We start from the raw sequence: 22,013 nt of genomic DNA on the forward strand, positions 1-22,013 counted from the left end.
TGCGAAAAGTTGCTGTGCGTCGAGCGCCCCCGGCCGGCAACTTGAGGCTAACCTCTTGCGTCTAGGCTCGTTGGCGCGCGTGGCGGGTGTGGAAGTGAGGAGTCACATGGTCGAGGACGGCAGTCGCAAGGTGCTCGCTCTTATGGTGGCGGCCATGCTCCTCGATGCCGGCCTCGTCGCCAGGGCGGAAGCGCTTGCGGCCAAGGAGCCGGTCAAGCTCGTCGCCCATCGCGCGGTCTACGAGATGACGCTCGACGACGCCCGCTCCGCCTCGGGTATTACCGGCATCGACGGGCGCATGGTGTTCGAGTTCACGGGTTCGCCCTGCGACGGTTATTCGCTCAATATGCGCATGGTCACGCAGATGACCGACACCCAAGGTCAGACCAATATGACCGACTTGAGGTCCTCGACCTGGGAGCAGGGCGACGGGCAGAAATTCCGCTTCCAGTCGGCGCAATATCTGAATGACAAGCTCGGCGATGTGACCATGGGCCGCGCGTTCCGGGCAAGCCCCGATGCCGGCGTGAAGGTAAAGATCAGCCAGCCTGCCGCAGGCGAGCTCGATCTGCCGGCCCAGGTCCTGTTTCCCACGCAACACAGCCTAGCGCTGATCGATGCCGCGCTCGCAGGACAGTCGCTGTTCCAGGCGCGCATCTACGACGGCTCGGAAAAGGGCCGCAAGGTCTATGACACGACTGCCTTCATCGGCAAGATGATCAAGCCGGGCACGGATAGCGACAAGCTCGAGCCCGCCGCCAAGGAGAAGGGCCTTGGCGATCTTGCCTCGTGGCCGGTGTCGATCGGCTATTTCGAGCCCAAGGGCGGCGATCTCGTGCCCAGCTATCAGATCGATTTTCGCCTCTATGCCAACGGCGTGAGCCGCGAGCTTCTCATCGATTACGGCGACTTTTCCATCCACGGCACCCTTACCTCGCTCGAATATCTGAAGACGGCAGAGTGTCATCCGGCCCCCTGAAGGCCGCTGTTATGTGCCGCGAATTTCATAACTTCGCAGCCCAATCAGTTGGTTAACGCCGCCAAGGGCAGCAGCCCGGTTTGGGCGTTAGCCATGCCTGGATTTTCCCGTTTCCTCACGGCTTTGACACGTCTCTAAAGAGTTTGGTTACGGGTTTACGTTGAAATCTGCCGGCAAGCTGAGGTGGGGATCGAACACCATGTTCTGGAGGGTACGACCGGCCCCGAGCGCGATGGCACATCGGCCTGAGTTCGCCCATCATAGGCCAACCGAATCGCCCGGGCCCAAGCCTATGACCAAGACCGTCCTTATCGTCGAGGACAACGAGCTCAACATGAAGCTCTTCCACGACCTCCTCGACGCGCACGGCTACCGGACATTGCAGACGCGGAACGGCATGGAGGCGCTTGCGCTCGCGCGCGAGCATCGCCCCGACCTCATCCTGATGGACATCCAGCTTCCCGAAGTGTCGGGACTCGAAGTCACCAAATGGCTGAAGGAGGACGACCAGCTCCGCTCCATCCCGGTCGTCGCCGTCACCGCCTTCGCCATGAAGGGCGACGAGGAACGCATCCGCGAGGGCGGTTGCGAGGCCTATATCTCGAAGCCGATCTCGGTCGCCATGTTCCTCGATACGGTCCGTCAATTCATCGGCGCGGCCCGGTAATTCGGTAATAAAGTCATGACCGCCCGCGTGCTTGTGGTTGACGATTTCGACGCCAATGTGAAGCTGCTCGAGGCGCGGCTGACGGCCGAATATTTCGAGGTGCGTACCGCTCGAAGCGGCGCGGAGGCGCTGCATATCTGCGCCCGCGAGCGCGCCGATGTGATCCTGCTCGACGTGATGATGCCGGGCATGGACGGCTTCGAAGTCTGCCGGCGGCTGAAATCCGAGCCGCACACTCAGCATATCCCCGTGATCATGATTACCGCGCTCGACCAGCCGGCCGACCGCGTGAAGGGGCTCGAGGCCGGGGCCGACGATTTCCTCACCAAGCCCGTCGACGACATCGCGCTTGTCACGCGGGTGAAGAATCTCGCACGGCTCAAGATGCTGACCGACGAGATGCTGATGCGCGCCAGCACGGAAGAGCAGATGGGCTTCGCCGCCACCATGGGGCTCAGGCTTGACCAGCTCGGGCGGGGTGGACGTATCCTCCTCGTCGAGGACCGCGACCGCTCGGCCGAACGCATCATCGAGGCGCTTCGATCCGAGCATCACGTCGAGCGCGAGGCCGACCCGGCCCGGGCGCTGCTGCGGCTACCCGACGGCAATTTCGACCTGATGATCGTAAGCTTGAGCCTCGACCACGCCGATGGCCTGCGGCTCTGCTCGCAGGTCCGTTCGCTCGACCGCACGCGGCATCTGCCGATCATGGTCATCATCGAACCCGGCGACGACACCCGGCTGTTGCGTAGTCTCGACATGGGGGTGAACGACTACATCGTGCGCCCGGTCGATGCGAACGAACTGCTCGCCCGCGTGCGCACGCAGGTGAAGCGCAAGCGCTTCACCGACCATTTGCGCGCCAGGCTCGAGGAGACGGTCGAGATGGCGGTCCTCGACCCGCTTACGGCGCTGCACAACCGCCGCTACATGACGAGCCACCTCAAGACCCTGTTCGAGGAGTCTTCCCAGCGCGGCAAGCCGCTTTCGGTGCTCTTGCTCGACATCGACTATTTCAAGGCGGTCAACGACAGCTACGGTCACGACGCAGGCGACTCCGTGTTGCGCGAATTTGCCGCGCGCGTCCGCCGCAATATCCGGGGCATCGATCTTGCCTGCCGGCTGGGCGGGGAGGAGTTCGTCGTGGTGATGCCCGACACCGATCTCGCCAAGGCCTACCTCGTCGGCGAGCGCTTGCGGCAATGCATCGCCGCGGCTCCGTTCTACGCCGGGGAGAGGATCGGAACGCTGGAGGTGACGGCGAGCGTCGGCGTCGCCGCGCTCGAATTCGCCGACGATACGCCCGAACTTATTCTGAAGCGTGCCGATCAGGCGCTCTATTGCGCCAAGCGCGATGGGCGCAACCGCGTCGTGGCCGACGCCGCCTAGACCGCATCTCGGAAGCAGCAGAGCGAATCGCTTTGGCAAGTCCGGGCGGCGCGACCGCTTGGAACAGGGGCCCAAACGCCTTTACGTGCCGGCTGAGCGCTTAACCTTAAGGCTTTACAATGACTAGCATTTTATCGTATTAAGCCGACAAAATAGCTTGATTTCGTCCCGTCATTGGCTGTTTTATGCTGTGAACTGTTCGCCAACGACGATGGGCGTGGAGGCAATCGGGGTGAGGGGGCTGGCGCAAGCCGTGCGCCCGCGTGTTCGCAAACCGGTTTCCTTCGAGACAGAGATAACCCTGCGGAATGCTCAGGTCCGCCGCATCTCCTGGGTCCGTAGGGTTCGGCCGGCCGGACCGCGGTTGAGTGGCCTCCTCGTTAGCACCGCGTTTCGGCCGGCCACCTATTCCAAGAAATGCTACCCGCCCACGGCCGGGCGTCCCCGGGCCATGGCTCCCGCTGGGCTTCAGCCCGCGGAGGCTATTTGATCTTGGATTCCTTGAACTCGACGTGCTTGCGCGCGACCGGATCGTACTTCTTGAACACGAGCTTCTCGGTCTGATTGCGCGGGTTCTTCTTGGTCACATAGTAATAGCCCGTGCCGGCAGAGCTCACGAGCTTGATCTTCTGGGTGACGGGCTTGGCCATCTGCGAAAAACTCTCTCCAATGAATTGGCGCGAAACCTACCCGATCAAGATTTGAAGTCAAGAGCGGGTGAGGTGCGCGGGTCGGACGGCATCATCCTCGGGGATTTCGAACGGCACGATCTCGTCGCGGGCATCGGGATCGAAGCCATGCATGCGGAGCGCCCATTGCAGCCCGACCAGCGCCCCTTTGATCGAGGGCAGGAGCCCGAGCGCAAGCACGAGGGTGAGCGGGGTCCACAGCGCGGCGTGGACCCAGAGCGGCGGGCGGTAGGTCATCTCAACCAGCAGAACAAGGCTGACGACGATGTGGCCGACGATGACGATGGTGAAGTAGGGCGGGGCGTCGTCGGCGCGGTGATGGTGAAGCTCCTCGCCACAATGCGGACAGGCATCCGAGACTTTCAGGTAGCGACGGTAGAGCGCGCCCGTCCCGCAGGCCGGGCATTTCAGCTTGGCGCCGCGCAGCATCGACGCGAACACGGACCGATCGGGGGTGCTCTCGGTGTTGCGGTACACGGGCGAAGCTAAAGCATTCTCTTGCATCATGCGGTCCTTGCTGAACCCTATCTATTGATTTAGCGGCGCTTCTTAAAGGAACCGCGGCCTTTGGCCTTACCCTTGTAGCCGCGCCCCCGCGGCCTGTCACTGTGCGGCCGGGCGCCTTTTGGTCGCGCGCCGAGCGCGCGGCCCTCGCTCAGCATCTCGAACCTGAGCGCGCCCGCGGTCGGGATGGCCTCGACCAGGCGGACCTCGACGGCATCGCCGAGCCGGTAACCGAGGCCGGTATCCTCGCCGACCAGAGCCTGACGCACTTCGTCGTGGTAGAAGTATTCGTGGCCGATCGAGGAGGCGGGGACGAAACCGTCGGCACCGGTCTCCATCAGCCTGACGAACAGGCCCGAGCGCGTAAGGCCTGAGACGCGGGCATGGAAGCTCGCACCGATACGGTCGGCGAGATAGGCGGCGATCAGCCGGTCGGCCGTCTCGCGCTCGGCGGACATCGCCCTCCGCTCCGTGTCGGAGATCGCCTGGGCGATCTCGTCAAGCTCCTCCATTTCGGTATCAGTCAGGCCGCCGTCGCCGAGTGAAAGTGCGCGCACCAGCGCGCGGTGCACGATGAGATCGGCGTAACGGCGGATGGGGGAGGTGAAATGCGCATAGCGGCGCAGATTGAGCCCGAAGTGACCGAAATTGCCCGGGGAATATTCCGCCTGAGCCTGGCTGCGCAGGACGACCTCGCCGACCAGCTCGGCGACCGGGGTCGCGCGCGTGTCGGCGAGGATGCGGTTGAAGTGGGCGGGCTTGAGCGTGCCGGACTTCGGCAGTTTGAATCCAATCGTCGCCAGGAACTCTCCGAGCGCGGCAAGCTTCTCTTTCGAAGGCGAGTCGTGAACACGATAGATGAGCGGCGAGCGCTTGGCCTCGAGCGTCTCGGCGGCAGAGACGTTGGCGGCGATCATGAACTCCTCGATCAGCCGATGCGCGTCGAGGCGGGGAGGGGAGACGACCGCGCGGACGCGGCCCTTGTCGTCGAGCAGGATCTTGCGCTCGGGTAGGTCGAGGTCGAGCGGCGCGCGCTCGGTGCGGGCGAGCGTGAGGCTCGCATAGGCGCCCCACAGGGGCCTGAGCACCGTGTCGAGAAGCGGCCCGGTCACCTCGTCGACGCGGCCGTCGATGGCATTTTGCGCCTGCTCGTAGCTCAGGCTCGCCGCCGAGCGCATCAGCCCGCGGAAGAAGCGGTGCTTGAGCTTGCGTCCGTCCTTGTCGAAGACCATGCGCACCGCAAGACACGCGCGGGGCACGCCTTCCTTGAGCGAGCAGAGGTCGTTCGAGATGCGCTCGGGCAGCATCGGCACCACGCGGTCGGGGAAATAGACCGAGTTGCCGCGCTTGCGCGCTTCCTTGTCGAGGGCCTTCCCGGGCCAGACATAGGCCGAAACATCGGCAATGGCGACGATCACCACCCAACCGCCCTTGTTCTTGGGGTCCGGATCGGCCTCGGCAAAGACGGCGTCGTCATGGTCGCGGGCATCGGACGGGTCAATGGTGATGAGAGGTAAACGGCGCAGATCCTCCCGCCGCCCAAGCTCCGGCTCCTTGGCTACGGCGGCTTCGGCGATGGCAGTGTCGGGAAAGGTGTCGGGGATGCCGTGGGCGTGGACGGCAATGAGGCTCGTCATCTGCTGCGCCTCGGGATTGCCGAGCCGCTCGGTGATGCGTGCCGTCTGCACGCCCGCGCGGCCGCCGCGCACGAGCTCGAAGCGCACCAGCTCGCCGCTCTTAGCATCGCTCGTGTTGCCGCGCGCGACGGGCCACTCCTTCAGCTGCTTGCGGTCGATCGGGTCGATTACCCCGATGCCTCCGGGCAGCGAACGGAAGATGCCAAGCATCCTCTGCGTGGCGCGCGCGAGCTTCTTGATGGTGCGCGCCTGATAGGGATAGTCGGCGTCGGCGCCGAGCGGGGTGATGCGGGCGAGCACGCGGTCGCCGATCCCGGCGGCGGGGCCTGTATCGCGCTTGCTCTCGACCATGAGAATGCGGGGCGGAGGGCCTTGCTCCTCGTCCCAACTTGCGGGGCGGGCGACGAACTCGCCGTCGCGGTCACGCGCCACAATCTCGATCACGGTGACCGGCGGTAAGGTGCCCGGCTTGGTAAGCTTACGGCGGGAGCCGGCGATCAGGCCGTCATCGGCCATGCTGCGCAGAAGCTCCTTCAGCGCCACGCGGTCGCCGCCCTTGACGCCGAAGGCGCGCGCAATCTCGCGCTTGCCGGCTTTGGCACTCGTGCTCTCGAGAAAATCCAGGATCTCTTGCTTGGTCGGTAGTCTGCCCACGATCGCGCTGCGCGGAGCCCCCTTGGTCTTTGTCACTTGGCTCCTCAGCCCGCCGTCTCCTCGACCGCTTCCTTGTCGCTCTTGCCCTTGCGGGCCGATTTCTTGCCCGCCGAAGCGCCCTTGGCCGCCTTCTTGGCGGGGCCCTTGGCGCTGCGCTCCGCGATCAGGGCGACCGCCTGTTCGAGCGTCACCTGCTCCGGCGCGATATCCTTGGGGACCGTGGCGTTGACCTTGCCGTGCTTCACGTAAGGCCCGTAGCGGCCCGATAGCACCTGCACCTTGCCGCCGAGTTCCGGATGCTCGCCGAGCTCCTTGATGACGCTCGAAGCGCGCGGCCTCCGGCTCGCGGCCTTCTCGGCAAGCAAGCTCACCGCGCGGTTGAGCCCGACGTCGAACACCTCATCGGGGCCCGACAGGCTCGCATATTTGCCGTCGTGCTGCACGAAGGGCCCGTAGCGGCCGAAGCCCGCGAGGATGGGCTTGCCTGTCTCGGGATGAACGCCGACCTCGCGTGGCAAGGCAAGCAAAGCGAGCGCGCGTTCGAGATCGATGCCGTCGGGCTCGGTGCCCTTCGGGATCGAGGCGCGCTTCGGCTTCTCTTTGCCGTTGCCGTCGCCGAGCTGCACGTAAGGGCCGAAGCGGCCGGTGCGGAGGGTCACGTCGAGGCCGGTCTCGGGGTCGGTGCCGAGCACCTTCGCCTCAGCAGGCGGCGCTTTCTCGCCGGTCTCGGCAAGGGTGCGGGTGTAGCGGCACTCGGGATAATTCGAGCAGCCGATGAAGGCGCCGAACTTGCCGACCTTGAGGCTGAGGCGGCCGTTCCCGCAGGAGGGGCAAGCACGCGGGTCTCCGCCGCCGGCCGGCTCGGGGAAGATGTGCGGCCCAAGCAGCTCGTTCAGCGCCTCGAGCACCTCGGCGATCCTGAGATCGCCGATGTCGTTCACGGCGCCGATGAACTCGCGCCAGAAATCGCGCAACACGTCCTTCCATTCGAGCTCGCCCGCCGAGATCTTGTCGAGTTTCTCCTCGAGATCGGCGGTGAAGTCGTACTCGACATAGCGGCGGAAGAAGCTCTCGAGGAAGGCCGTGACGAGACGTCCCTTGTCCTCGGGGTGGAGGCGCTTCTTCTCGATGCGGACATAGCCGCGGTCGCGCAACACGTTCAGCGTAGTGGCGTAGGTGGAGGGGCGGCCGATGCCGAGCTCCTCCATCTTCTTGATGAGGGTCGCCTCGCTGTAGCGGGGCGGCGGCTCGGTGAAATGCTGCTTGGCCTCGATCTTGCGCGGATCGAGCCTCTCGCCCTTGGTCAGAAGCGGCAGGGCCCCGTCATCGCCAATCGCGTCGTCGATCCCTTCCTCGTAAATCTTGAGGAAGCCATCGAAGCGGACCACGGAGCCCGTCGCCCTCACGCCGTAGGCCGCGCCGTCTTTCCCGGCCACGTCGATATCGGCGGTGGTGCGCTCGATCTCGGCGCTGGCGGCCTGGCTCGCGAGCGTCCGTTGCCAGATCAGCTTGTAGAGCTTGGCCGCGTCGTCATCGAGATAGCGGGAGACCTTGTCGGGGTCCTTGCTGAAGTCGGTCGGCCTGATCGCCTCGTGGGCCTCTTGCGCGTTCTTGGCCTTGGTCTCGTAGTTGCGCGCCGAGCCAGGCACGTAACGCTCGCCGTAGAGCTTGGTGACGAGCCTGCGGATGGCGGCGATGGCCTCAGGCACGATCTGCACCCCGTCGGTTCGCATATAGGTAATCAAGCCTTCCGCCTCGCCGCCGAGATCGATGCCCTCATAGAGCCGCTGGGCGAGCTGCATGGTGTGACGTGGCGAGAAGCCGAGCTTGCGCGAGGCCTCCTGCTGAAGCGTCGAGGTGGTGAAGGGCGGCGCGGGGTTCCTGCGCTGCGCTTTGCTCTCGATATTGGCGACGGTGAAACGGCCGCCTTCGAGCGCGGCCTTGAGTCGCTCGGCCGCGGCCTGGTCGGCGATGTCGAACTTCTCGAGCTTCTTGCCGCCGACCGAGGCGAGTCTCGCCTCGAAGGTCTCGTTCTTGGCGTTGGCGAGCTCCGCGATGATCGACCAGTATTCCTGCGTCTTGAACCGCTCGATCTCGAGCTCGCGGTCGCAGACGAGCCTGAGCGCCACCGACTGCACGCGGCCGGCGGACCGGGCGCCCGGAAGCTTCCGCCACAGCACCGGCGAAAGCGTGAATCCTACGAGGTAATCAAGCGCGCGCCGGGCGAGATAGGCGTTGACCAGCGGGCCGTCGATCGCGCGCGGGTGGCGCATGGCGTCGAGCACCGCCTCCTTGGTCACGGCATTGAACACGACGCGCTCGACCGGAATGCCGGCGAGCGCCTTCTTGCGGTCGAGGACCTGGAGCACGTGCCAGGAGATGGCCTCACCTTCGCGATCGGGGTCGGTGGCGAGGATCAGCTTCTTCGCCCCCTTGACTGCCTTGGCGATCTCGTCGAGGCGCTTCTGAGCCTTGGGTTCGACGTCCCAATGCATCTCGAAGTCGTTGTCGGGGAGGACCGAGCCGTTCTTGGAAGGAAGATCGCGCACGTGACCGTAGGACGCGATGACGCGGTATCCGGGCCCGAGGTACTTGTTGACGGTCTTGGCCTTAGCGGGCGATTCGACGATGACGATGTTCATTAAGACGTTTCCTAGCCGCGCAAATCGCGTCGGGCTGAGGGCGGCGGGCCCGATTGGCCCCTCGTTAGCCGCCCGAAAATGGTGTCTTCAAGGCCCGGTGTCAAATTTAGCAAGTCCTGGTTGACAACTTATAGTCGCATGGACTAGCTACGGACAACTTCAGGATGTTAATGTTGGATGTGAGTTTGGGATGCTGGCCTGCCGAATAACGACGTTCGGAGGGCGCGTGGTTTCTTAAGCAAACGGCGGGAAACAAGGCGAGATGCGATGATCGGGGCCCGCAGCCAGCCTCCGGGCGGGGGAAATTCTTCTGGCGATGGCCAGAGACTCAGTCGCGAAGAGGCTGCCGAGTACATCGCTTCGCTGCTCGAGGGGTTCAGGGTGGTGGCTCATAATGCCCAACTACAGTTCCTCGCCTATCTTATCAACCTCGCTCTGGAAGAGGCCAACAACGAGAAGGCCGTCTCCGACGAGGCGAGCCCCTCCTAGGCTTCGATCAGCGAAACAAGCTGCCGGCCGTGGCGCTGCAGCCGGCCGGCAAGGTCGAGCTCCAGCAACACAATATGGACCTTGCGGGCCTCGAGCCCGGTGGTCCGGATCACCTCGTCGATATCGACCGGGCTTGGACCGAGCAGGCCGATGATCCGCTCGCGCTCGCTCTCGCCGATCTCGGGGATAGGGGCGGGCGCGTGGCCATCGGAAGAGGCAAGCTCGATCTTGGGTGCCGGCGGGCGCCCGATGATCGGGGTGAGCGCCTCGACGATGTCGGCGGCGCAGGTGACGAGGCCGGCGCCTTGCTTCAGGAGATTGTTGGTGCCTGCCGCGCGCGGATCGAGCGGGCTTCCCGGCACGGCGAAGACCTCGCGGCCCTGCTCGCCGGCAAAGCGCGCGGTGATGAGGGAGCCCGAGCGTTCGGCCGCCTCGATCACGACAACGCCGAGCGAGATCCCCGAAATCAGCCGGTTGCGGCGGGGAAAGTCCTTGCCGCGCGGCGAGAAGCCTGGCGCGCGCTCGGTGAGAAGGAGGCCCTGCTCGCCGATCGCCCGGTGCAGATCCTCGTTTTCGGGCGGGTAGACATTGTCGATGCCGCCGGCAAGCACGGCGATGGTGCCGCGCTCGAGCGCGGCCAGATGCGCCGCCGTGTCGATGCCGCGAGCGAGCCCGGAGCCGATCACGAAGCCCTCGAGCCCAAGATCCGTTGCCAGGCTCCGCGTGAATTTCTGTCCGACGGCCGAACCGTTGCGAGCACCTACGAGGGCAACGATGGGGCGCCCGGCGAGAGCAAGGTCGCCTTTGACGTAAAGGAGCGGAGGCGGCGCATCGATCGCGGCGAGTGCGGGCGGGTAGCCCGGCTCGCCCATGGCCACAAGCTGCGCGCCGAGCGCCTCGGCCGACGAAAGCTCGGCTTCGGCCTCGTCTTCGCTGTAGAGCCGGATACCCTGCGCGCCGCCCCGGCGGGACAGCATGGGAAGCGCGTCGATGGCAGCCTCGGCGCCCCCGAACTCGTTGACGAGCGCGCGGAAGGTCGCCGGCCCGACATTTTCGCTTCGGATCAGCCTGAGCCAGGCGATCCGCTGGCGCGGATCGAGTCGGACGGCCGCGCTTTGGCGCCGGGCCTTAGCGGCTGCTTTCGCCAATGCGCGCCTCCTCGCCCTTCGCCAGCCGTCCGATGTTGGCGGCATGGCGGATAAAGAGAAGCACGGTCAGCAGCAAGAAGAGCGCGCTAAGCGGCCAGTGAGCGGTGACCGCGAGCAAGGCTACGCTTGCGGCACTTGCGGTGAGCGCCGAGAGCGAGGAATAGCGCGTGGCGAAGGCGACAATCAGCCAGACGGCGCAGAAGGCGACGCCGGCCGGCCAGTAAAGCCCGAGTAGGACACCGATATAGGTGGCGACCCCTTTGCCGCCGTGGAAGCCGAGCCAGACGGGGAAGAGATGGCCGAGAAAGGCGCCGAGCCCGGCCAAGAGCGCCGGCGTCTCGCCCCAGTGCGAAGCGAGCAGCACGGCGGCCGTCCCCTTGGCAGCATCGAGGAAGAGCGTCAGCGCGGCGAGCTTCTTGGAGCCCGCGCGCAGGACATTGGTCGCCCCGATATTGCCGGAGCCGATCTTGCGGACATCGCCGAGGCCAGCGAGCCTCGTGAGGATGAGGCCGAACGGGATCGAGCCCAAGAGGTAGCCCAAGGCGAGAGCCATCAAAGCGAGAAGAGTGCCGTCCCAATCAGCGGGAGAAGACATCGCCACCCCTTGAAACTCGTGGGCCGCCGCTATTGCTGTTGGTCAGCGTAGTTGTAGACGAGGCGTCCCGCAACGAAGGTCAGAAGCGGATGGCCCTCGAGCCGCGCGCTGTCGAAGGGGGTGTTCTTGGATTTCGAGCGCAAGGTCTCCGGTTCGACCGTCCATGGCGTGGTGAGATCGATCAGGACGAGGTCGGCGGGGGCCCCTTTGGCGAGCCGCCCACTGTCGAGGCCGAGCAGCGCTGCCGGCGCCGCGCTCAGAGCGTGCAACAGGCGATCGAGCTCGACCTCGCCGTTATGGTAGAGGCGAAGCGCCGCGGCGAGCAGCGTCTCGAGCCCGACCGCGCCGTCGGCCGCCTCGGCGAAGGGACGGCGCTTTCCTTCCGCGCCGCGCGGGTCGTGGGCCGATACGATCACGTCGATGTCGCCGCTCGCCACGCCCTCGACCATGGCGCGGCGATCCTCCTCGGACCTGAGCGGCGGCTTCATCTTGAAGAACGTGCGATAGGGGCCGATGTCGTTCTCGTTGAGGGTGAGGTGGTTGATCGAAACCGCGCAGGTGACGGGTAATCCTCTCTCCTTGGCTGAACGCACAATGTCGAGCGAGGCGCGGCAGGAGATCTGCCCGGCGTGGTAGCGGCCGCCGGTCAATTCGACGAGACGGATGTCGCGCTCGAGCATGATGGTCTCGGCCGCGCACGGCGCGCCGCGAAGCCCGAGCCTGGTTGCAACCTCGCCCTCGTTCATAACCCCTTCGGGGGCGAGCGTCGGGTCCTCGAGATGATGCACGACAAGCGCCCCGAAATCCTTGGCGTAGGCGAGCACGTTCCGCATCACCTTGGAATTGGCGAGGCTCGCCTTGCCGTTGCTGAAGGCGATGGCGCCGGCCTCGTGCAGGAGCCCGATCTCGGTCATTTCCTCGCCCTTCAGCCCCTTGGTCATGGCGGCCATCGGGTGCACATGCACGAGCGCGGTATCGCGCGCGCGGCGCAAGATGAAATCGACAAGCGCCACGTCGTCGATGACGGGCTCGGTGTTGGGCATGCAAACGATGGTGGTGACGCCTCCGGCCGCCGCGGCGCGGCTGGCCGTCGCGAGCGTCTCGCGGTGCTCGAGGCCCGGCTCGCCCGCGAACACCATCATGTCGATGAGGCCCGGGGCGAGCACGCGGCCGGCGCAATCGATGACCTCCGCGTCGCCGGCGTGCCCCGCCGTGATGCCGGGTCCGAGGTCGGCGATGACCCCGTCCTTGATCAGAAGGCCTCCCTTGCGATCGAGGCCGGTCGAAGGATCGATCAGCCGCGCATTGACGAGCGCAACGGGAGTCTGCCGATCGTGGTTTGAAGCGTGCATCGCCGTCATCGGTTCGGCAACTGGCGAGCGAGCGCCTGGAGCACCGCCATACGCACGGCGACGCCCATCTCGACCTGCTCGCGAATGAGGCTGCGGGCGTCGTCGGCCACGTTGGAGTCGATCTCGACGCCGCGATTCATGGGGCCGGGATGCATCACGAGCGCATCGGGCTTGGCGCGGGCGAGCTTGTCGTAGTCGAGGCCGAAGAAGTGGAAGTACTCGCGCTGGCTGGGCACAAGGCTCGAGGTCATGCGCTCGCGCTGGAGTCTGAGCATCATGACGATGTCGGCATCGGCCAACCCTTCCAACATCGAAGTATAAACCTCGACGCCGAGCCGCTCGATGCCGGCGGCGAGGAGGGTCGAGGGCGCCACCACGCGAACGCGGGCGCCGAGCGCGTTGAGGCAGAGGATATTGGACCGCGCCACGCGCGAATGGAGAATGTCGCCGCAGATGGCGACGATCAGGCCCTCGATGCGGCCCTTGTGGCGGCGGATGGTGAGCGCGTCGAGCAGGGCTTGGGTGGGATGCTCGTGGCTCCCGTCGCCCGCATTGATGACGGAGCAATCGACCTTTTGCGAGAGGAGCTCGACCGCGCCCGCCGCATAGTGGCGCACCACAAGGATGTCAGGGCGCATCGCGTTCAGGGTCACCGCCGTATCGATCAGGGTCTCGCCCTTCTGCACCGAGGAGGTTCCGACCGACATGTTCATCACGTCGGCGCCGAGCCTCTTGCCCGCGAGCTCGAAGGAGCTTTGGGTTCTGGTCGAGGCTTCGAAGAAGAGGTTGATGAGGGTGCGGCCGCGCAAGTCGTCGCGCTTCTTGGCGATTTGGCGGCTGAGCTTGATGGCCTCTTCCGAGAGGTCCAGGAGAGCGACGATCTCGGCGCGCGAAAGGCCTTCGATTCCAAGAAGATGGCGGTGAGGAAAGGAGGCGTGGGAAGCGTCGGCCGCGATTGTCATCAAAGCGCACTGTATAGGCTCCATAAACGCCGGCGGCAAGCTTCGCGGGTCAGGATGTGGGAAGCCGTTGACTCCCCGGCGACTGTTCGCGGGTGCCCGGCGGCTGCGTAGGGACGGGGGCGCGCGTGCGTTGGTGTCGCGCCGAATCATCGGCTATTGTTGAACACCATTCCGCCGCGCCGTGCGCCCGGGATGTCCAATATCTAGGAGGCCAAAATGCGTAAGCTTGCGATTGCCCTTGGTGTCACCGCAGCCGTGCTGTTGGCTGGAGGCCTTGCCTTGAATGCCGACGCAGCGTCGTGGAAGGCCGGAACGTATAACCTACCGTCCGTGGCGAAGAACTATTCTCCGATCGAGAAGACCGCATGTAACGGCTGGGGAAGGCACTGCCCTCCGGGTTATCACTGGTTCTGCGGGCCGATGCGCTGCTGGTGCAAGCTCTGCTAGGATCGATCCCTTCCGCGGCGTCCAGCCGCAACGAATCTGCGAGGCCGCCGCTCGGCGGCCTCGTTCATTTGCGGCGGAGGGGAGTGACCTGATTGTTCCGGCTTGCCACGGCCAGTATTTTCAATACCTTGCCAAGTCAGTGATTCGTTCTCGTGAGTTGCGATCTGGTGTGACGGCAGGCCGGCGGAGGCCCGGCCCGCAGAGGTGGCGCCATGATGAGCTTGCCCTTTCTCCTTTTTGCCTGCGGTCTCGGTGCGGCTTGGCTCAGGCAACGCGCGGCGGCGATGGGTTTCTGGGTCGCGGGTCTGGTCGTGCTGCTCGTTCTGTTCCGCTTGAACATGACCGACGTATTGAATATCGCGCTTTAAGCGCTGTGGGAGCGTGGAGTGCCGGGTGACGTAGCCAAGCTGCTCAATGCTTTGGCGCTGATGGCTGTCGACACCGTGCTCGCGCTTGCCTTCGTCGATCAGCTCTGGTTCAGCGATCTGCCCTGTCCGCTCTGCATTTTGCAGAGGGCCGGATTCACGGCGGCGGGTTTCGGGCTTGCGCTGAACATCATCTTCGGGCCGAAGCCCAGCCATTACGGGATAACCATCCTGGGCGCCGCGGTCGGTGCCGCGGTCTCGGTGCGCCAGATCCTCCTTCACATCGTTCCGGGCACGGGCTCATACGGCAATGCCATTTTCGGACTGCATCTGTACACCTGGGCCCTCATCGCCTTCGTGCTGATGATCCTGTGGTCGGCGATCATGCTGCTCGATGACCGGCAGTTCTCGCGCGCCGACGCAATATGGACGCGGCTTCGCCCGCTGCCGGTCACCGCGATCGCGACTTTCATTCTGCTCGCGGTCGGCAATGTCGTCTCGACACTCTTGATTTGCGGCGCGACCTTCTGCCCGGAAAATCCGGGCGGCTATCTCATCTTCAACGAGAATTTGCGCCTAACCATGCTCACCGGCGCGCTTTAGCCGGTCGAGCGCCCCTTGCAGAATGTAGGCGGCCGCCATGCGGTCGATGACCTCGGCCCGCCGCTTGCGGGTGGCGTCGGCCTCGATGAGGTGGCGCTCGACGGCTGCGGTTGAGAGCCGCTCGTCCCAGAAGGCGATTGGCAGGTCGATGTGTCTGGCGAGGTTGCGGGCGAAGGCGCGGGTCGACTGCGCGCGCGGGCCCTCCGAGCCGTCGAAATTGATGGGAAGGCCGATCACCAGCCCTCCCACCTCCATCTCCTCGACAATGGCGGCAAGAGCCTTGGCGTCGCTCGTGAACTTGGTGCGCCTGATGGTCTCATAGGGCGTGGCGATGCTGCGCGTGACGTCCGACAGGGCAAGGCCGATGGTCTTGGTGCCAACGTCGAGACCGAGTAGCCTCGCCTCGGGCGCGAGCATGGCGCCAAGCTCCTCTATGCGGACCGGCGTGGAGGTCACTGAATCAGTCCGGAGAAAGTGAGACGATGAAGATTACCTGGTTTGGTCATTCCTGCTTCCGTATCGATACGGGATCGTCGAGCATCCTGATCGATCCCTTCCTGAGCTTCAATCCGACCTTTGCCAATTCGGGGCTTACGCTCAACCAGGCGATCAAGGGTGTGACCCATGTCGCGCTCACCCATGGGCATGAGGACCACACGGGCGACACGGCCGCGGTATGCAAGGACACGGGCGCGCCGCTGCTTGCGGTGCACGAGCTTGCCACCTATTTCGCCGGGCAGGGCGTCGACAAGGTCGATCCCGGCAATACCGGCGGCACGCTCTACCACAAGGATTTCGATCTTTCCTTCGTGCCGGCTTGGCACTCGGCCTCGCATATGGTTGACGGGCGGCCGGTCTATCTTGGCGCCTGTTGCGGGCTCGTCATTGCCACCAGGGAGGGCAAGACCATTTACCACATGGGGGACACGGCGATCTTCTCAGACATGGCGCTGATCAACGAGATCTACGCCCCGAGCATCGGCTTCGTGCCGATCGGAGACCGCTACACCATGGGGGCCAAGACGGCGGCGCTCGCCTGCAAGCGCTTCTTCAAGTTCAAGACCATCGTGCCCTGCCATTACGGGACGTTCCCGGCGCTCGATCAGACCGCCGACAAATTCCTGGCCGAGATGGAGGGTACGGGTGTGGTCGTGCCCAAAGTCGGGGTGCCGTTCGAGGCCTGAAGGCAAACGGGGGCACACTCGTTCTGGCCGCGGCCGGGGGGCAACGGCGCCCAAGCCAAGTTGCCGCCCAACGGGCCGGGTGGTACAGCAGGCCCCACAAAGCGTGTGAAATAACCGTCAACGGCATAGATGTCAGTCGATCGCGCCACCGTCCGCCGCATCGCCCATCTCGCCCGCATCGCCATCTCGGAGGAGGAGGAGGCGCGGCTCGAGCAGGAACTGAACGGAATCCTCGAGTTCGTCGCCCAGCTCGACGAGCTCGACACGAGCGCCGTCGAGCCGATGACCCGCGTCGCCGCCATGACCATGAAGATGCGCGAGGACGTGGTGACGGACGGCTTCTGTGCCGACGACATCGTCAAGAACGCGCCGAAGGTGGACGACCACTATTTCGTCGTGCCGAAGATCGTCGAATAGGGGCGGTGTGTCATGCAGCGCAGAGCACCATGGGTCCTCTCCGTTTGGCTCGTCGGGATGTCGCCGGCTCTGGCCCAAGGGCTGCCCGATGGGACCTTCGCCTCAAACAAGGAGGGCTGCGCCAAGCTCGCCAGCAAGACGCCCGCCGAGCTTGGGGCGGACCTCGATTTCTACGTGCTGACCAAGACCGGCGTGACCACCTATCTGCAGCGTTGCGATTTCCTCAGCGTCACGCCGCACGACGCCAAGAGCTGGGTCGCGACTGCCTTCTGCGACGAGCAGGGCTATATCTACCCTGATCTCTTTGCCATCGCCGAGCGGGAGGGCGGCAAGCTCAGCGTCACGCGCGAGACCGACTTGACGCAGGAGCCGAGCGAAACGGCCGACGATTCGTCGGTGCCGAGCGATGATATCGCTCCGTCGGAACTCGACCACGATCAAACCGATAACAGTGGCGGGACCGCATCGTCGGCCGCTCACGGCGCCGACGAGACTCAGCCGGCGAGCGATGCTTTCAACACCTATGTCCGCTGTGAAAACGTCAAACAATAAGCGCTGGCGGAATTGTCGGGAAGAACCGTGACCAAGCTGACAGACCTCACTCTGGCGGAAGCGCGTGACCTTCTTCGCGCGAAGGAAATCTCCGCGCGCGAGCTTGCCCTGGACCATCTCGCCGCGATCGAGGCCGCCAACGAGGCGCTCAACGCCTATGTCCTGGTGACGCCGGAGAAGGCGCTCGTCATGGCCGAGGCGAGCGACGCGCGGCTTGCGCGCGGGGAGGGCGGCGCGCTCGAAGGCATCCCGCTCGGCGTCAAGGATCTCTTCTGCACCAAGGGCGTGCGCACCACCGCCTGCTCGCACATTCTCGACGGCTTCACGCCGACCTACGAATCGACGGTCACCGCCAATCTGTGGGCGCAAGGGGCGGTGATGCTCGGCAAGCTCAACAACGACGAGTTCGCCATGGGCTCGTCGAACGAGACGAGCTATTACGGCCCGGTGGTCAGCCCGTGGCAGCGCAAGGGATCGAACGCCAAGCTGGTGCCGGGCGGATCCTCCGGAGGCTCCTCGGCGGCGGTCGCGGCACGGCTGTGCATGGGCGCGACGGGAACCGATACCGGAGGTTCGATTCGCCAGCCGGCGGCGTTGACCGGCACCGTCGGCATCAAGCCGACTTACGGGCGCTGCTCGCGCTGGGGGATCGTCGCCTTCGCCTCCTCGCTCGACCAGGCGGGCCCGTTTGCCCGCACCGTCAACGACGCGGCGATCCTGCTCGGCGTCATGGCGAGCCACGATCCAAAGGACACGACGAGCGTCGATCTTCCCGTGCCTGATTACGAGGCGGCGGTCGGGCGCGGCGTCAAGGGGCTCACCATTGGCATTCCCAAGGAATATCGCATACCCGGCATGCCCAAGGAGATCGAGGCGTTGTGGCAGAAGGGTGTCGCCTGGCTCAAGGAGGCGGGCGCGGAGATCAAAGAGGTGAGCCTGCCGCACACCAAATACGCGCTGCCCTCCTATTATATCGTCGCGCCGGCCGAGGCGTCGTCGAACCTCGCCCGCTATGACGGCGTGCGCTACGGCTTGCGCGAGCCGGGTTCAGACGTGATCTCGATGTACGAGAACACGCGCCGCGCGGGCTTTGGCGCAGAGGTGAAACGCCGCATCCTGATCGGCACTTACGTGCTGTCGGCGGGTTATTACGATGCCTATTATCTCAAGGCGCAGAAGGTGCGGACCCTGATCAAACGCGACTTCGAGCGCGCCTTCGGCCATGTCGATGCGATCCTCACGCCGACGACGCCGGGACCGGCCTTCGCTCTCGGCGAGAAGTCGGGCGATCCGGTCGAGATGTATCTGAACGACATTTTCACCGTGACGGTGAACATGGCCGGGTTGCCGGGCATGAGCGTGCCTGCGGGGCTTTCATCGGAGGGGACGCCGCTCGGGCTTCAGCTCATCGGCAGGCCGTTCGACGAGGAGACCTTGTTCCGGACCGCGCGCGTGATCGAGGAGGCAGCGGGACCGATGATGAAGCCCAACGATTGGTGGAGCAAAGCGGCATGAATGATGCAGCGAGCAAGCGACGTCTGATCTCCTCGGGCAGTCCTTACGAGCCGATCGTCGGCTTCTCCCGCGCCGTTCGCGTCGGCAATATCGTCGCCGTCGCGGGGACTACGGCCGGCTCGAGCGGCAAGCCCGTCGCCAAAGGTGACCCTGCGGCGCAGACCCGGGCCATTCTCGAGACGATTGGGAAGGCGCTCGCCGAGGCCGGCGCGAGCCTCAAGGACGTGGTTCGCACGCGCGTGTATCTCGTCGATATGGCTCACTTCGAGGCGGTCGGCCGCGTCCACGGCGAATTCTTCGGCGACATCCGTCCCGCCAACTCGACGCTTCAGGTCTCGGCCTTCGTGAACCCGGACTATCTGGTCGAGATCGAGGCCGATGCGGTCATACCCGGCTAGAGGATCGAAACGATGGCGCCGCGCAAAGCCAAGGACTGCCGCAACATGGATGAGGTGAGGGCGGAGATCGACCGGATCGACCAGGCGCTTGTCGATCTCATCGGCGAGCGCTTCACCTATGTCGATCGCGCCTGGCAGCTCAAGGCCTCGCCGGCGGAAGCCCGCGTGCCGTGGCGTATCCAGCAGGTGATCGATCGCGTGCGTGCGAGAGCCGCCGAGATGGGCTTGCCGCCCGAGCTTGCCGAGGCGTTGTGGCGGCAGATGATCGGCTGGTTCATCCAATATGAGGAGGAGAAGCTCCGAGAGTCGAACGAGGAGAAGTAACCCTCTCCCCAGCGGGGAGAAGGCTGAAGAGAGAGGGCTGAAGTCCCACAGGCGACATGGATCAGAAAGCAGAGAAATCGAACCTGATCGAAGGCGAGACCGGCCCGTTCGAGGTGGTGATCGGCATGGAGGTGCATGCCCAGGTCACCTCGAACGCCAAGCTGTTCTCCGGCGCCTCGACCGAGTTCGGCGGCGAGCCGAACAGCCATGTGAGTCTGGTCGATGCCGCCATGCCCGGCATGCTGCCGGTCATTAACGAGGGCTGCGTCGCGCAGGCGATCCGCACCGGGCTCGGCCTGAAGGCCAAGATCAATCTCAATTCGGTGTTCGACCGGAAGAACTATTTCTATCCCGATCTGCCGCAGGGCTATCAGATCAGCCAGTACAAGAATCCGATCGTGGGGGAAGGCGAAGTCATCGTCGATCTTCCGGGCGGCGAGCGGGTTGTGGTCGGCATCGAGCGGCTTCATCTCGAGCAGGACGCCGGAAAAAGCCTGCACGATCAGCACCCGCAATATTCCTATGTCGATCTCAACCGCTCGGGCGTGGCGCTCATGGAGATCGTGTCCAAGCCCGACCTCCGCTCCTCCGAACAGGCGCGCGCCTACATCACTAAGCTCCGTTCGATCCTGCGTTATCTCGGCACCTGCGACGGCAACATGGAGCAGGGCTCGCTCCGCGCCGACGTGAACGTGTCGGTGCGCCGTCCCGGCGAGCCGCTCGGCACGCGCTGCGAGATCAAGAACGTGAACTCGATCCGCTTCATCGGGCAGGCCATCGATTACGAGGCGCGCCGCCAGATCGCCATCATCGAGGAAGGCGGCGTGATCCATCAAGAGACGCGCCTGTTCGACGCCAAGACCGGCGAGACACGCTCGATGCGCACCAAGGAGGAAGCGCACGACTACCGCTACTTCCCGGACCCCGACCTCCTGCCGCTCGAGCTCACACAGGACTATGTGGACCGGCTCAAGGCCGATCTGCCCGAGCTTCCCGACGAGAAGCGCGCCCGCTTCATCAAGGACTACGGCCTGACGCCTTACGACGCCGACGTGTTGATCGCCGAGCGCGAATCCGCCGGCTATTTCGAGGCCGTTGCCAAGGGGCGCGACGCCAAGCAGGCGGCGAACTGGGTCGTCAACGAACTGTTCGGCCGCCTCAACAAAGAGGGCCGCAGCATCGCCGACAGCCCGGTCACGGCGGAGCAGCTCGGCGCGATCCTCGACCTCATCAAGGCGGGGACAATTTCCGGCAAGATCGCCAAGGACGTGTTCGACATCGTATGGGCCGAGGGCGGCGACCCGAGAAAGATCGTCGAGGCGCGCGGGCTGGTGCAGGTCACCGACATGAGCGCGATCGAGGCCGCGGTCGATCAGGTCATTGCTGCCAATCCCGACAAGGCCGAGCAAGCGAAAGCCAAACCCGCGCTCGCCGGCTGGTTCGTGGGTCAGGTGATGAAGGCCACGGGCGGCAAGGCGAGCCCGCAGGCGGTGAACGAGTTGCTCAAGAAGAAGCTCGGGATCGCATGAGCCACGCGATCCGTATTCATGAGTATGGCGGGCCGGAGGTCCTCAGCTGGGAGGAAGTCTCGGTCGGCGCGCCCGGCCCAGGCGAAGTGAAGATCAGGCAGACGGCGGTCGGGCTCAACTTCATCGACATCTACCAGCGTACGGGGTTGTATCCGCAGCCATCGTTTCCCTTCGTCCCCGGCAACGAAGGCGCCGGGGTCGTCACCGCGGTCGGCCAAGGCGTGTGCGACCTGAAAATCGGGCAGCGCGTCGCTTATGCCGCGCAGGTCGGCGCCTATGCCGAGGAGCGCCTGATCGCTGCCGACCGGGTGGTCGCAATTCCCGACGGCATCGACGATCGGATCGCGGCGGCGATCATGCTGAAAGGCATGACCGCTCAATACCTCCTGCGCCGGACCTATAAAGTCGGACCCGAGACCACCCTCCTGTTCCATGCTGCGGCCGGGGGCGTGGGGCTGATCGCCTGCCAATGGGCGGCCGCGCTCGGCGCGACGGTGATCGGCACCGTCGGCTCATCGGCCAAGGTTCCGGTCGCCCGCGCGCACGGCTGCCGCTACGTGATCAACACGGGCCAAGAGGACTTCGTCGCCAAGGTGAAGGAGTACACCAAAGGCCAAGGCGTCGATGTCGTCTACGACTCGATCGGCAAGGACACATTTCCCGGCTCGCTCGATTGCCTGAAGCCGATCGGGCTGTGGGTCAGCTTCGGCCAGTCTTCGGGCGCGGTGCCGCCGTTCAATATCGCGCTGCTGTCGCAGAAGGGCTCGCTCTTCGCCACCCGAACGTCGCTTTACACCTACATCGCCTCGCGCCAGGACCTGGTCGCCACCGCTGACGACCTGTTCGAGGTGGTGGGCACAGGCAAGGTCGAGATCGCCGTCAACCAGACCTATCCGCTGGCCGAGGCGGCAGAGGCTCATCGCGACCTCGAGGCGCGGCGCACGACTGGCTCGACCGTTCTTCTGCCCTAGG

At 65.0% G+C, this 22,013-nt stretch carries 23 protein-coding genes; 14 read left to right on the forward strand and 9 right to left on the reverse strand.

Features of this window, described 5'->3' with window-relative positions; translation table 11 throughout:
- Window positions 1–106: 106 nt before the first annotated feature.
- The 3 genes from VFB18_RS04770 (at window position 107) to VFB18_RS04780 (ending at window position 3,035) form a co-directional block, all read left to right on the forward strand.
- A complete protein-coding gene (locus VFB18_RS04770; RefSeq protein WP_324971567.1) occupies window positions 107–979 on the forward strand; it encodes a cell envelope integrity EipB family protein in 873 nt (290 codons plus the stop codon).
- A gap of 292 nt (window positions 980–1,271) precedes the next feature.
- On the forward strand, window positions 1,272–1,646 hold the full coding sequence (locus VFB18_RS04775) for a response regulator (protein WP_324971570.1): 375 nt from the start codon (window positions 1,272–1,274) through the stop codon (window positions 1,644–1,646).
- 15 nt (window positions 1,647–1,661) lie between these two features.
- On the forward strand, window positions 1,662–3,035 hold the full coding sequence (locus VFB18_RS04780) for a PleD family two-component system response regulator (protein WP_324971573.1): 1,374 nt from the start codon (window positions 1,662–1,664) through the stop codon (window positions 3,033–3,035).
- Between the two features lie 482 nt (window positions 3,036–3,517).
- On the opposite strand, the gene rpmG is transcribed toward VFB18_RS04780, so the two are convergent.
- The 4 genes from rpmG to topA are packed head-to-tail and all read right to left on the reverse strand — an operon-like array spanning window position 3,518 to window position 9,161.
- The gene (rpmG, locus tag VFB18_RS04785) at window positions 3,518–3,685 is read right to left on the reverse strand and encodes a 50S ribosomal protein L33 (RefSeq protein WP_324971577.1); all 168 of its coding nucleotides are present in this window, start codon (window positions 3,683–3,685) and stop codon (window positions 3,518–3,520) included.
- A 57-nt stretch (window positions 3,686–3,742) separates the two neighbouring features.
- Complete coding sequence (locus VFB18_RS04790) at window positions 3,743–4,231, reverse strand: DUF983 domain-containing protein (protein ID WP_324971580.1); 489 nt, start codon at window positions 4,229–4,231, stop codon at window positions 3,743–3,745.
- A 29-nt stretch (window positions 4,232–4,260) separates the two neighbouring features.
- Window positions 4,261–6,618, reverse strand: coding sequence for a ribonuclease R (gene rnr, locus VFB18_RS04795; RefSeq protein WP_414675647.1), 2,358 nt, complete (start codon window positions 6,616–6,618; stop codon window positions 4,261–4,263).
- Window positions 6,564–9,161: a type I DNA topoisomerase gene (gene topA / locus VFB18_RS04800; protein ID WP_324971584.1), complete on the reverse strand. Its 2,598-nt coding sequence runs from the start codon at window positions 9,159–9,161 to the stop codon at window positions 6,564–6,566. Before topA ends, rnr begins: the two co-directional genes overlap by 55 nt.
- Before the next feature lie 267 nt (window positions 9,162–9,428).
- Here topA and VFB18_RS04805 point away from each other — a divergent pair, with 267 nt between their 5' ends.
- Complete coding sequence (locus tag VFB18_RS04805) at window positions 9,429–9,650, forward strand: hypothetical protein (protein WP_324971587.1); 222 nt, start codon at window positions 9,429–9,431, stop codon at window positions 9,648–9,650.
- Here VFB18_RS04805 and dprA read toward each other — a convergent pair.
- The 4 genes from dprA to VFB18_RS04825 are packed head-to-tail and all read right to left on the reverse strand — an operon-like array spanning window position 9,647 to window position 13,707.
- Window positions 9,647–10,798, reverse strand: a complete 1,152-nt coding sequence (dprA, locus tag VFB18_RS04810) for a DNA-processing protein DprA (protein WP_324971590.1) — start codon at window positions 10,796–10,798, stop codon at window positions 9,647–9,649. The genes VFB18_RS04805 and dprA overlap by 4 nt on opposite strands.
- Window positions 10,779–11,393, reverse strand: coding sequence for a glycerol-3-phosphate 1-O-acyltransferase PlsY (gene plsY / locus VFB18_RS04815; RefSeq protein ID WP_324971594.1), 615 nt, complete (start codon window positions 11,391–11,393; stop codon window positions 10,779–10,781). The genes dprA and plsY overlap by 20 nt, the downstream gene beginning before the upstream one ends.
- Before the next feature lie 29 nt (window positions 11,394–11,422).
- Complete coding sequence (locus tag VFB18_RS04820; RefSeq protein WP_324971596.1) at window positions 11,423–12,745, reverse strand: dihydroorotase; 1,323 nt, start codon at window positions 12,743–12,745, stop codon at window positions 11,423–11,425.
- A gap of 5 nt (window positions 12,746–12,750) precedes the next feature.
- Window positions 12,751–13,707 (reverse strand): aspartate carbamoyltransferase catalytic subunit, encoded by a 957-nt coding sequence (locus VFB18_RS04825; protein ID WP_324971597.1) that lies wholly within the window; start codon window positions 13,705–13,707, stop codon window positions 12,751–12,753.
- A 659-nt stretch (window positions 13,708–14,366) separates the two neighbouring features.
- On the opposite strand from VFB18_RS04825, the gene VFB18_RS04830 reads away from it, so the two are divergent.
- Complete coding sequence (locus tag VFB18_RS04830; RefSeq protein ID WP_324971599.1) at window positions 14,367–14,522, forward strand: DUF5993 family protein; 156 nt, start codon at window positions 14,367–14,369, stop codon at window positions 14,520–14,522.
- A gap of 18 nt (window positions 14,523–14,540) precedes the next feature.
- The gene (locus VFB18_RS04835; protein ID WP_324971602.1) at window positions 14,541–15,122 is read left to right on the forward strand and encodes a disulfide bond formation protein B; all 582 of its coding nucleotides are present in this window, start codon (window positions 14,541–14,543) and stop codon (window positions 15,120–15,122) included.
- Here VFB18_RS04835 and ruvX read toward each other — a convergent pair.
- Window positions 15,096–15,578, reverse strand: a complete 483-nt coding sequence (gene ruvX, locus VFB18_RS04840) for a Holliday junction resolvase RuvX (RefSeq protein WP_414675646.1) — start codon at window positions 15,576–15,578, stop codon at window positions 15,096–15,098. The two genes, VFB18_RS04835 and ruvX, sit on opposite strands and share 27 nt — an antisense overlap.
- Window positions 15,579–15,604: 26 nt before the next feature.
- Between ruvX and VFB18_RS04845 the strand changes: the two genes are divergently transcribed.
- The 8 genes from VFB18_RS04845 (at window position 15,605) to VFB18_RS04880 (ending at window position 22,012) form a co-directional block, all read left to right on the forward strand.
- Window positions 15,605–16,306, forward strand: coding sequence for a metal-dependent hydrolase (locus VFB18_RS04845; protein ID WP_324971605.1), 702 nt, complete (start codon window positions 15,605–15,607; stop codon window positions 16,304–16,306).
- A 129-nt stretch (window positions 16,307–16,435) separates the two neighbouring features.
- Window positions 16,436–16,723, forward strand: coding sequence for an Asp-tRNA(Asn)/Glu-tRNA(Gln) amidotransferase subunit GatC (gatC, locus tag VFB18_RS04850; protein WP_324971608.1), 288 nt, complete (start codon window positions 16,436–16,438; stop codon window positions 16,721–16,723).
- 12 nt (window positions 16,724–16,735) lie between these two features.
- A complete protein-coding gene (locus VFB18_RS04855) occupies window positions 16,736–17,275 on the forward strand; it encodes a hypothetical protein (RefSeq protein WP_324971611.1) in 540 nt (179 codons plus the stop codon).
- Between the two features lie 27 nt (window positions 17,276–17,302).
- Complete coding sequence (gene gatA, locus VFB18_RS04860; protein WP_324971614.1) at window positions 17,303–18,790, forward strand: Asp-tRNA(Asn)/Glu-tRNA(Gln) amidotransferase subunit GatA; 1,488 nt, start codon at window positions 17,303–17,305, stop codon at window positions 18,788–18,790.
- Window positions 18,787–19,188 carry a RidA family protein gene (locus VFB18_RS04865; protein WP_324971616.1) on the forward strand — a complete coding sequence of 134 codons (402 nt, stop codon included), beginning with the start codon at window positions 18,787–18,789 and terminating at the stop codon, window positions 19,186–19,188. Before gatA ends, VFB18_RS04865 begins: the two co-directional genes overlap by 4 nt.
- A 12-nt stretch (window positions 19,189–19,200) precedes the next feature.
- A complete protein-coding gene (locus tag VFB18_RS04870) occupies window positions 19,201–19,512 on the forward strand; it encodes a chorismate mutase (protein WP_324971619.1) in 312 nt (103 codons plus the stop codon).
- Between the two features lie 56 nt (window positions 19,513–19,568).
- Window positions 19,569–21,041: an Asp-tRNA(Asn)/Glu-tRNA(Gln) amidotransferase subunit GatB gene (gatB, locus tag VFB18_RS04875; protein ID WP_324971622.1), complete on the forward strand. Its 1,473-nt coding sequence runs from the start codon at window positions 19,569–19,571 to the stop codon at window positions 21,039–21,041.
- Window positions 21,038–22,012, forward strand: coding sequence for a quinone oxidoreductase (locus VFB18_RS04880; RefSeq protein ID WP_324971625.1), 975 nt, complete (start codon window positions 21,038–21,040; stop codon window positions 22,010–22,012). The genes gatB and VFB18_RS04880 overlap by 4 nt, the downstream gene beginning before the upstream one ends.
- Window position 22,013 lies beyond the last annotated feature (1 nt).

Origin of the sequence: Methyloceanibacter sp. (assembly GCF_035650995.1) — a bacterium.
Classification (GTDB): Bacteria; Pseudomonadota; Alphaproteobacteria; order Rhizobiales; family Methyloligellaceae; genus Methyloceanibacter.